Origin of the sequence: Ramlibacter sp. (assembly GCF_035554825.1) — a bacterium.
Classification (GTDB): domain Bacteria; phylum Pseudomonadota; class Gammaproteobacteria; order Burkholderiales; family Burkholderiaceae_C; genus Ramlibacter.
Window position 1 is genome coordinate 1 of the sequence record NZ_DATMHS010000140.1, and the last position, 10,359, is coordinate 10,359.

Consider the following 10,359-nt stretch of genomic DNA (forward strand, 5'->3'; position numbering starts at 1 on the left):
TCGAGGCCTTGCACCATCGGCTCGCCGAGATCGAGAAGCGGCGCGACGCGAAAGGCGACCCGCAGCGCGACGCGCTGGTGGGCGAGTTGCTGCAGGCCGCGCAGGCGGCGGTGCGGGCCTTCGACGCCGCCTTCACCGAGACGGCCGAACTGCGCGTGCGCGCCCAGCGGCTGCTGCGCCGCTACACGCGCAAGGACAACATCAAGTTCGATGGCATGTCGCGTGTCTCGCACGTGACCGACGCCACCGACTGGCGCGTCGAATACCCGTTCGTGGTGCTCACGCCCGACACCGAGGCGGAGATCGCCGGGCTGGTGAAGGGCTGCATCGACCTGGGCCTGACGATCATCCCGCGCGGCGGCGGCACCGGCTACACCGGCGGCGCCGTGCCGCTGACCTGGAAGAGCGCGGTGATCAACACCGAGAAGCTCGAGGCGATGACCGAGGTGCAGCTGACGGCCATCCCCGGCCACGACCGGCCGGTGCCGACGGTGTGGACCGAGGCCGGCGTGGTGACCCAGCGCGTTTCCGACGCCGCCGAGCGGGCCGGCTACGTGTTCGCGGTCGATCCGACCTCCGCGGAGGCCTCGTGCATCGGCGGCAACATCGCGATGAACGCCGGCGGCAAGAAGGCCGTGCTGTGGGGCACCGCGCTCGACAACCTGGTGTCCTGGCGGATGGTGACGCCGCAGGCCCAGTGGCTGGACATCGTGCGGCTGGATCACAACCTCGGCAAGATCCACGACGCCGACGTCGCGCGCTTCGAGCTGCGCTATTTCGAGGCGGACGGCAAGACCCCGGTGCGCACCGAGCGGCTGGAGATCCCCGGCCGCACCTTCCGCAAGGAGGGCCTGGGCAAGGACGTCACCGACAAGTTCCTGTCCGGCCTGCCGGGCATCCAGAAGGAGGGCTGCGACGGCCTGATCACCAGCGCGCGCTGGGTGGTGCACCGGATGCCGGCGCACACCCGCACCGTGTGCCTCGAGTTCTTCGGCAACGCGCGTGACGCGGTGCCGAGCATCGTCGAGATCAAGGACTTCATGTTCGCCGAGCAGAAGCGCAGCGGCGTCCTGCTGGCCGGCCTGGAGCACCTGGACGACCGCTACCTGCGCGCCGTCGGCTACGTCACCAAGTCCAAGCGGGCGGTGCTGCCGAAGATGGTGCTGGTGGGCGACATCGTCGGCGACGACCCGGACGACGTCGCCCGCGCCACCTCGGAGGTGGTGCGCATCGCCAACTCGCGCAGCGGCGAGGGCTTCGTCGCGATCAGCCCCGAGGCGCGCAAGAAGTTCTGGCTGGACCGCAAGCGCACGGCGGCGATCAGCAAGCACACCAACGCCTTCAAGATCAACGAGGACGTGGTGATCCCGCTGCCGCGGATGGCCGAGTACACCGACGGCATCGAGCGCATCAACATCGAGCTGTCGCTGGCCAACAAGGTCCGCCTGGCCGACGAGCTGGAGGCCTTCTTCGCCCGCGGCAAGCTGCCGCTGTCGCGCCACGACGACGCCAGCGAGATCCCGTCGCCCGAACTGCTCGAAGACCGCGTGGCCAAGGCGCTGGACCTGGTGCGCGGCGTGCGGGCGCAGTGGCAGGCGTGGCTGACGGACGTCGACGGGCTGTTCCCCAGGCTGCAGGACCATACGCTGCGGGCGAGCTGGAAGACGCAGATCCGCGCCGAGCTGCAGACCATCTTCGCCGGCCAGCCGTTCGCGCCGATCCTGGCCGAGGCCAACGCGATCCACCAGCGCGTGCTCAAGGGCCGGGTCTGGGTGGCGCTGCACATGCACGCCGGCGACGGCAACGTGCACACCAACATCCCCGTCAACAGCGACGACTACGAGATGCTGCAGACCGCGCACGCGGCGGTGAAGCGCATCATGGCGCTGGCGCGTTCGCTCAACGGCGTGATCTCGGGCGAGCACGGCATCGGCATCACCAAGCTCGAGTTCCTGACCGACGAGGAGCTGCGCCCGTTCGCCGCCTACAAGCAGCAGGTCGACCCCCAGGGCCGCTTCAACAAGGGCAAGCTGCTGCGGCACGCGGCGGTGGACGCCAGCGGGACCGAGCACGGCGCCGCGCCGCTGCTGGGCGTGTACGCCGACCTCACCAACGCCTACACCCCCAGCTTCGGGCTGATGGGGCACGAGTCGCTGATCATGCAGCAGTCGGACATCGGCGCGATCTCCGACAGCGTCAAGGACTGCCTGCGCTGCGGCAAGTGCAAGCCGGTGTGCGCGACCCACGTGCCGCGGGCCAACCTGCTGTACAGCCCGCGCAACAAGATCCTGGCGACCTCGCTGCTGGTCGAGGCGTTCCTGTACGAGGAGCAGACCCGGCGCGGCATCTCGGTCAAGCACTGGGAGGAATTCGAGGACGTGGCCGACCACTGCACCGTGTGCCACAAGTGCGAGTCGCCCTGCCCGGTGAACATCGACTTCGGCGACGTGTCGATGAACATGCGCAACCTGCTGCGCAAGATGGGCCAGCGCAGCTTCAAGCCGGGCGCCTGGGCCGGCATGCTGATGCTCAACGCCACCAGCCCGGAAGCGATCAACGCGCTGCGCGCGGGCGTGGTGGGGATCGGCTTCAAGGCGCAGCGAATGGCCAACAACCTGCTGCGCGGGTTCGCCAGCAGGCAGGTCGACCGGCCCAGGTCCACGCACGGCACGCCGCCCGTCAAGGAGCAGGTGATCCACTTCGTCAACAAGAAGCTGCCGGGGGGCCTGCCGAACAAGACGGCGCGCGCGCTGCTCGACATCGAGGACAAGGAGTACGTGCCGATCATCCGCGACCCGCGCGCCACCAGCGCGGAAACCGAGGCCGTGTTCTATTTCCCGGGCTGCGGTTCGGAGCGGCTGTTCTCGCAGGTCGGCCTGGCGACCCAGGCCATGCTGTGGCACGCCGGGGTGCAGACGGTGCTGCCGCCGGGGTACCTGTGCTGCGGCTACCCGCAGCGCGGCAGCGGCCAGTTCGACAAGGCCGAGAAGATGATCACCGACAACCGGGTGCTGTTCCACCGGGTGGCCAACACGCTGAACTACCTGGACATCAAGACGGTGGTGGTGAGCTGCGGCACCTGCTACGACCAGCTGGCCGGCTACGAATTCGACAAGATCTTCCCCGGCTGCCGCCTGATCGACATCCACGAGTACCTGCTGGAAAAGGGGATCACCTTGCCGGCAGGGCAGGGCGGGTACCTGTACCACGAGCCCTGCCACAACCCGATGAAGCTGCAGGACTCGATGAAGACGGTGAAGGCCCTGGTCGGCGACCAGGTGCGCAAGTCCGAGCGCTGCTGCGGCGAATCCGGCATGTTCGGTGTCGGTCGGCCCGACATCGCGACCCAGGTGCGCTTCCGCAAGGAAGAGGAAATCCGCAAGGACGAGGCGGCGCTGCGCGCGAGCGGCGCCGTCGGCCCCAAGGACAACATCAAGATGCTCACCAGTTGCCCGAGCTGCCTGCAGGGCCTGTCCCGTTACAGCCACGACCTGCAGAACGGCCTGCTCGAAGCCGACTACATCGTGATCGAGATGGCGCGCCAGATCCTGGGCGAGAACTGGCTGCCCGAATACGTGCATGCCGCCAACAGCGGCGGCATCGAGCGCGTGCTGGTGTGATGCGCGAGCCCGGTTGCCCCTTGTGCGAAGGCGCCGGCGGCACGCCGGTGTTCCAGGCGCAGGCCCTGCGCGTGATCCGCACCGACGAAGGCGGCTTTCCCGCCTTCTACCGGGTGGTCTGGAACGACCATGTGCGCGAGCTCTCCGACCTCGGCCGCGCGCAGCGGCAGCTGTGCCTGGAGGCCGTGGTGGTGGTCGAGGAGGCGCTGCGCCGCCACCTGCGGCCGGCCAAGGTGAACCTGGCGGCGCTGGGCAACATGGTGGCGCACCTGCACTGGCATGTGATCGCCCGCTTCGAGTGGGACAGCCACTTTCCGGCGCCGGTCTGGGCGGCCGCGCAGCGCGAGGCGCCCGCCGCCGAGGTCGCGCGCGTGGTGGCCGCCAGGCCGCTGCTCGAGGCCGACATCGCGCGGCAGCTGGCCACCCTCTGCGCCAGCTGAGCGCTTGCGCGATCGGCGGTGGCGTCTGCCTGAACCTTTCCTGGCGGCTCCGGTGCGCCGCCAGTAGGGCGAAAGCGTCGGTCGCGCGGGCCCCGACCTAGAATCCCCGCATGGCAGGTTTGAATTCCGACACCCCGACACCGCAGTCCCTGACGGTGCACGGCCAGTCCCGCGTGCTGGAGGTCTCGTTCTCCGACGGGGCCCATTTCCGCATTCCCTTCGAGCTGATGCGCATCTATTCGCCTTCGGCGGAAGTGCAGGGCCATGGCCCGGGCCAGGAGGTGCTGCAGACCGGCAAGCGCCAGGTGCAGCTCGAATCGCTCGAGCCGATCGGCAACTACGGGGTGCAGCCGCGCTTTTCGGACGGCCACGACACCGGCATCTTCTCCTGGGACTACCTGTACTTCCTGGGCGCCAAGCAGGAGCAGCTGTGGGCCGATTACGAGCGGCGGCTGCAGGAGGCCGGCGTCGAGCGCGACGCGCCCATGGCCGCCAAGGCAGCGCCATCCTGCGGCCACTGACCGCCGCGCCGCCGGGCAGGCCCGGCCCAATTGCCCTAGCATCGGGGCCTCGACGGATATTTTTTCCGGCGCTGCAGCCAGCGCCGGCATCGACATGAGCAGCACCCATTTCGGCTTCGAATCGGTGGACGAACGCGACAAGGCGCGCCGCGTGCGCGGCGTGTTCGACTCCGTGGCCCCGCGCTACGACCTGATGAACGACCTGATGTCGCTCGGGCTGCACCGCGCCTGGAAGGCCTACACGCTCCTGGTGAGCGGCGCGCGGGCCGGCGACCGGGTGCTGGACATCGCGGGGGGCACCGGCGACCTCGCGCTGGCCTTCGCCAAGAAGGTGGGCAGCACCGGCACGGTGGTGCACACCGACATCAACGAGGCGATGCTGCGCACCGGACGCGACCGACTGCTCGATGCCGGCGTCGTCCTACCGACGCTGGTGTGCGACGCGGAGAAACTGCCCTTCGAATCGGGCAGTTTCGACCTGGTCAGCGTCGCGTTCGGCCTGCGCAACATGACGCACAAGGACCTGGCGCTGGCCGAGATGGCGCGCGTGCTCAAGCCGCGCGGCAAGCTGCTGGTGCTGGAATTCTCGAAGGTGGCCCAGCCGCTGCGCAAGGCGTACGACTGGTATTCGTTCAACGTGCTGCCGCAGCTGGGGCGGCTGGTGGCCGGCGACAGCGCCAGCTACCGCTACCTGGCCGAGTCGATCCGGATGCACCCCGACCAGCAGGAGCTGAAGGCGTTGATGGGCAGAAGTGGATTCGGGCATGTGGACTATCACAACATGACGGGCGGCGTCGTCGCGCTGCATGTTGGAATCAAGTGTTGAAGCTGTCGTGCTTCAGGGAGCCGGTATGAAGATGTGGTCGTGGATCCTGGTGGCGGTGCTGGCGTTCGCCAGCTTCGAGTCGGAGGCGGCCCGCCGCCTCGGCGGTGGCGGCTCGATCGGCCGCCAGTCGAGCAACGTGACGCAGCGCGAGGCCACGCGCCAGGCGCCGGCGACCGCGCCGAGCCAGCAGCAGGCTGCGCCGGCCCAGGCCGCGCCCAACCCGGCTGCCGCCGCGCCGCGCCGGCCGTGGGGCGCCATGCTCGGCGGCCTGGCGGCCGGCCTCGGCCTGGCCTGGCTGGCCAGCTCGCTGGGCCTGGGCCAGGGCTTTGCCAACATCCTGCTGATCGCCCTGCTGGCGATGGTGGTGCTGGCGGTGATCGGCGCGCTGCGCCGTTCGCGCCAGGGCGGCGCCGGCGCCCCCTACGCCTACCAGGGCGCCGGAGCCAGCGCCGACGCGCCGGCCTCGCCGCGCCAGTACAGCCCGGACAAGGTCGGCAATGACGCCTCGGCTCGGCCCTGGGAGCGCGGCACCATGGCGTTCGAGGCCCCCAAGGCCGGCCAGGGCGTGCAGATCGGCTCGGCCCTGGGCGGCGCCCAGACCTGGGGCATCCCGGCCGGCTTCGATGCCCAGGGCTTCGTGGCCGCGGCCAAGCGCAACTTCGTGACGCTGCAGGACGCCTGGGACCGGGCCGACATCGGCACGCTGCGCTCGATGATGACCGACGAGATGCTGGCGGAGATCAAGTCGCAGCTGGCCGAGCGCGAGCGCCAGGGCGGCCAGCCGGGGAAGACCGAGGTGGAGATGCTCGAGGCCAGCCTGCTGGGCATCGAGGACACCGGCACGGACTACATGGCGAGCGTGGAGTTCTCCGGGATGATCCGCGAGGAGCCGTCGGCCGGCGCCAGCTCGTTCCGCGAGGTGTGGAACATGATCAAGCCGAAGGCGGGCGGCGCCGGCTGGCTGGTGGCCGGGGTGCAGGCGCTGCAGTAGCGCCGGCAGACATCGCGACAGGGGGGCGCCGCGGCGCCCCTTTTTTCTGCCTGTCCTTTGGCGGCGGCGTTTCCTTGGCTGGCGCCGCCCCGGCGCTGCCCCGGCGCGGTCCTGGCCGGCGCCTGCCGCGTTCTCGGCGAGAATCGCAGGCTATGGCAACCGAGTCCCCCGTTCCGTTCCTGGATGACCTCTTCTCGCGGCTGGCCGGCCTGCGGCCACCGGCGTGGATGCTCGAGGAGATCCAGCAACGGCTGCTGCTGCTGGTCAACCACGTCCTGATGCAGGAGCCCGAAGCGCAGGCGCGGCTGGCGCGCCAGGCCGGCCGCATCGTGGAGGCGCGCTGGCGCATGTTCGAGATGCGGCTGCGCATCACGCCCGCCGGCCTGCTCGATCTCGCCGCCGCCGCGACGCCGTCCGACCTGACCATGAGCCTGGCCGAGGTGCCGCCCTGGCGGTTCGCCCAGGCCGTGCTCGGCGGCGAGCGGCCGCCGGTGCGCATCGCCGGCGACGTGCAGCTCGCGGCCGACATCAACTGGCTGGTCGAGCATGTCCGCTGGGACCTCGAGGAGGACGTCGCCCGCGTGATCGGCGACGCCCCCGCCCATGCGCTGGGCGAGGCCATGCGCCGCGTGATCGGCACCCTGCGCCGGTTCGTGGGGCGAAGCGGCGACGGCTCGGGACAGGCGGGGGCATGACCCGGTACCTGCGCGGCATCGCCATCATCTGGGTGGCCCTGCGGTTCGGGCTGGACGAGCTGGTGCTCACCAGCTTTCGCCGTCCCTGGCTCAGCACCATCGCCCGCATCCTGTCGGTGGGGCGCGATCTCAGCGCGCCCCGCGGCCAGCGGCTGCGCATGGCGCTGGAGCACCTGGGCCCGATCTTCGTCAAGTTCGGCCAGGTGCTGTCGACCCGGCGCGACCTGCTGCCGCCGGACGTCGCCGACGAGCTGGCGCGGCTGCAGGACCGGGTGCCCCCGTTCGACCCGGCCGTGGCGATCGCGACCATCGAACGGGCCTTTCGCAAGCCGGTGGACACGATCTTCGCCAGCTTCGATCGCGAGCCGATCGCCAGCGCCTCGATCGCGCAGGTGCACTTCGCCACCCTGATCGACCGCGACGGCCGCACCCGCGACGTCGCCGTGAAGGTGCTGCGCCCGGGCATGCTGCCGGTGATCGAGAAGGACCTGAGCCTGATGCGCATGATGGCCGGCTGGCTCGAGCGGGTCTGGGTCGAGGGCCGCCGGCTGAAGCCGCGCGACGTCGTCGGCGAGTTCGACAAGTACCTGCACGACGAGCTCGACCTCGTGCGCGAAGCGGCCAATGCCGCCCAGTTGCGCCGCAACATGGCGGGCCTGAACCTGGTGCTGATTCCCGAGATGTTCTGGGACTACTGCCATCCCGAGGTGATCGTGATGGAGCGCATGGTCGGCGTGCCGATCAGCCGGATCGACCGGCTGCGCGAGGCGGGCGTCGACATCCCCCAGCTGGCCCGCGACGGCGTCACGATCTTCTTCACCCAGGTGTTCCGCGACGGCTTCTTCCACGCTGACATGCACCCGGGCAACATCCAGGTGAGCATCGCGCCTGGCACCTTCGGCCGCTACGTGTCGCTGGACTTCGGGATCATCGGCACCCTGACCGAGTACGACAAGGAATACCTGGCCCAGAACTTCACGGCCTTCTTCCGGCGCGACTACAAGCGGGTGGCGCAGCTGCACATCGAGTCGGGCTGGGTGCCGCCGGACACCCGGGTCGAGGAGCTGGAGGCGGCCGTGCGCACCGTCTGCGAGCCGTACTTCGACCGCCCGCTCAAGGAGATCTCCCTCGGCCTGCTGCTGATGCGGCTGTTCCAGACCTCGCGCCGCTTCAACGTCGAGATCCAGCCGCAACTGGTGCTGCTGCAAAAGACCCTGCTCAACATCGAGGGGCTGGGCCGGCAGCTCGACCCCGACCTCGACCTCTGGAACACGGCCAAGCCGTTCCTGGAGAAATGGATGCTCGAGCAGATCGGCCCGCAGAAGCTGTGGAAGGAACTGCGCGAGCAGGGGCCGCGCTACGCCAAGGTGTTGCCGGAGCTGCCGCACCTGATCCACAAGTACCTGCGCAGCGAGCGCGGCATCATGCAACGCGATGCCGACGAGCTCATGGCGCAGCTCAAGAAGACCAACCGGCTGCTGCAGTCGATGCTCTACCTGGTGCTGACGTTCATTCTCGGGCTGCTGGGGCTGGTCGTGCTCGACCTGTTCGTGCGCCCGTCCTGGTTCTGACGCTGACGGCGCCTCAGCAGTGCCGGCCGAGGGGGCGCCGGCTCGGCGCGGCGGCGACTTTTGACGATAATCGCCGGCAATCCGGCCAATGCATGAGTTCGCGCGCCGGCTGCCTGACCCCGGAGACGCCATGCTGATCGCCTTTGTCGTGCTGTACCTGCTTGCATCGGTGGCCATCGGCCTGTTCGCGGCCAGGCGGGTCAACAACACCGCCGACTATGCGGTGGCCGGCCGCAGCCTGGCCCTGCCGGTGGTGATCGCCACCACGTTCGCGACCTGGTTCGGCTCCGAGACGGTCCTCGGCGTTTCGGCCCGCTTCGTCTCCGGTGGCCTGGGCGCGGTGGTGGAGGACCCGTTCGGCGCCTCGCTGTGCCTGGTGTTCGTCGGCCTGTTCTTCGCCTACAAGCTCTACCAGCGCAATCTCATCACGCTGGGCGACTACTACCGCCAGCGCTACGGGCGCAGCATCGAGCTGCTGTGCTCGATCATGATCATCCTGAGCTACCTGGGCTGGGTGGCGGCCCAGATCACGGCGCTGGGGCTGGTGTTCAACCTGCTTTCGGAAGGCGCGATCACGATCCCGATGGGGATGGTGCTGGGCACCAGCGTCGTGCTGGTCTACACGCTCTTCGGCGGCATGTGGTCGGTGGCGCTCACCGACTTCGTGCAGATGATCGTGATCGGCATCGGCCTGATCGCGATCGCCTGGTTCGCCGCCGACCTGGCCGGCGGCGCGGGCAAGGTGATCGACTATGCGGCGCGGCAGGGCAAGTTCCACTTCTTCCCGAGCGGCGGGTCGAAGGAATGGATCTTCTTCTTCGCCTCGGCCATCACGATGATGCTCGGCTCGATCCCCCAGCAGGACGTGTTCCAGCGGGTGATGTCGTCCGAAAGCGCGCGCACCGCCGTGCGGGGCCCCGTCATCGGCGGCACGCTGTATTTCCTGTTCGCGCTGATCCCGATGTTCGTGGTGACGGCGGCGGTGCTGGTGATGGGCGACGAGGCGACGGCGCTGCTGAAGGACGATCCGCAGAAGGTGCTGCCGACGCTGGTCCTCAAGCACATGCCGCCGCTGCTGCAGGTCGCGTTCTACGGCGCGCTGCTGTCCGCGATCATGTCGACGGCGTCGGCCACCCTGCTGGCGCCGAGCACCACCTTCGTCGAGAACATCCTGCGCAACATGAAGCCTGGCATGAGCGATGCCGCCACGCTCAAGGCCATGCGGATCACGGTGCTGACGGTGACCGCGGTGGTGCTGGCCTACGCGATCGCGATGCAGGGCACGTCGATCTACGAGCTCGTGTCCGGCGCCTACCAGGTGCCGCTGGTGGGGGCGTTCGTGCCGCTGGTGTTCGGCCTGTACTGGTCCCGGGCCACGACGCAGGGCGCGCTCGCCTCGGTGGTCCTGGGGCTGGGCACCTGGCTCGCGTTCGTGGCCACGCCGGCGCTGGCCGAGGCCTTTCCGCAGCAGCTGGCCGGCCTGATCGCGGCGCTGGTGGGCATGGTGGCCGGATCGCTGCTGCCGCAGCGGCTCGCGGACCACAAGGGGCACGTGCACCACTTCCAGGGCAGCACGGCGGGATGACCCCGGCCGCGGGGCTTGCAAACGGACCCTCCGCCTATAATTGAGGGCTTTGCAAGTTCCCCAACCTCCTTTCGAGCGATGCCCATCTACGCGTACAAATGCGGCTCCTG

The 10,359-nt window shown here is 69.4% G+C and carries 8 protein-coding genes; all 8 read left to right on the forward strand.

The features are described from left to right. On the forward strand, positions 1–3,620 hold a 3,620-nt coding region (locus VNT59_RS17945; protein WP_325500629.1), incomplete at its 5' end, for an FAD-binding oxidoreductase. Continuing rightward, positions 3,620–4,060 carry an HIT family protein gene (locus VNT59_RS17950; RefSeq protein WP_325500631.1) on the forward strand — a complete coding sequence of 147 codons (441 nt, stop codon included), beginning with the start codon at positions 3,620–3,622 and terminating at the stop codon, positions 4,058–4,060. The genes VNT59_RS17945 and VNT59_RS17950, both read left to right, overlap by 1 nt. Positions 4,061–4,170: 110 nt before the next feature. Beyond that, complete coding sequence (locus VNT59_RS17955; protein WP_325500633.1) at positions 4,171–4,581, forward strand: DUF971 domain-containing protein; 411 nt, start codon at positions 4,171–4,173, stop codon at positions 4,579–4,581. Positions 4,582–4,675: 94 nt separating this feature from the next. Next, on the forward strand, positions 4,676–5,407 hold the full coding sequence (gene ubiE, locus VNT59_RS17960; RefSeq protein WP_325500635.1) for a bifunctional demethylmenaquinone methyltransferase/2-methoxy-6-polyprenyl-1,4-benzoquinol methylase UbiE: 732 nt from the start codon (positions 4,676–4,678) through the stop codon (positions 5,405–5,407). 25 nt (positions 5,408–5,432) lie between these two features. Then, complete coding sequence (locus VNT59_RS17965; protein ID WP_325500637.1) at positions 5,433–6,398, forward strand: Tim44-like domain-containing protein; 966 nt, start codon at positions 5,433–5,435, stop codon at positions 6,396–6,398. Between the two features lie 152 nt (positions 6,399–6,550). Continuing rightward, on the forward strand, positions 6,551–7,093 hold the full coding sequence (locus tag VNT59_RS17970; RefSeq protein ID WP_325500639.1) for a hypothetical protein: 543 nt from the start codon (positions 6,551–6,553) through the stop codon (positions 7,091–7,093). Further along, the gene (ubiB, locus tag VNT59_RS17975) at positions 7,090–8,664 is read left to right on the forward strand and encodes a ubiquinone biosynthesis regulatory protein kinase UbiB (RefSeq protein WP_325500641.1); all 1,575 of its coding nucleotides are present in this window, start codon (positions 7,090–7,092) and stop codon (positions 8,662–8,664) included. The genes VNT59_RS17970 and ubiB overlap by 4 nt, the downstream gene beginning before the upstream one ends. Positions 8,665–8,794: 130 nt before the next feature. After that, complete coding sequence (locus VNT59_RS17980) at positions 8,795–10,249, forward strand: sodium:solute symporter family protein (RefSeq protein WP_325500643.1); 1,455 nt, start codon at positions 8,795–8,797, stop codon at positions 10,247–10,249. The last annotated feature ends 110 nt before the right edge of the window (positions 10,250–10,359 follow it).

Coding starts and splice junctions, on each gene's coding strand:
- VNT59_RS17950 (WP_325500631.1), top strand. CDS start 3,620: ATGCGCGAGCCCGGTTGCCCCTTGTGCGAAGGCGCCGGCGGCACGCCG.
- VNT59_RS17955 (WP_325500633.1), top strand. CDS start 4,171: ATGGCAGGTTTGAATTCCGACACCCCGACACCGCAGTCCCTGACGGTG.
- ubiE (WP_325500635.1), top strand. CDS start 4,676: ATGAGCAGCACCCATTTCGGCTTCGAATCGGTGGACGAACGCGACAAG.
- VNT59_RS17965 (WP_325500637.1), top strand. CDS start 5,433: ATGAAGATGTGGTCGTGGATCCTGGTGGCGGTGCTGGCGTTCGCCAGC.
- VNT59_RS17970 (WP_325500639.1), top strand. CDS start 6,551: ATGGCAACCGAGTCCCCCGTTCCGTTCCTGGATGACCTCTTCTCGCGG.
- ubiB (WP_325500641.1), top strand. CDS start 7,090: ATGACCCGGTACCTGCGCGGCATCGCCATCATCTGGGTGGCCCTGCGG.
- VNT59_RS17980 (WP_325500643.1), top strand. CDS start 8,795: ATGCTGATCGCCTTTGTCGTGCTGTACCTGCTTGCATCGGTGGCCATC.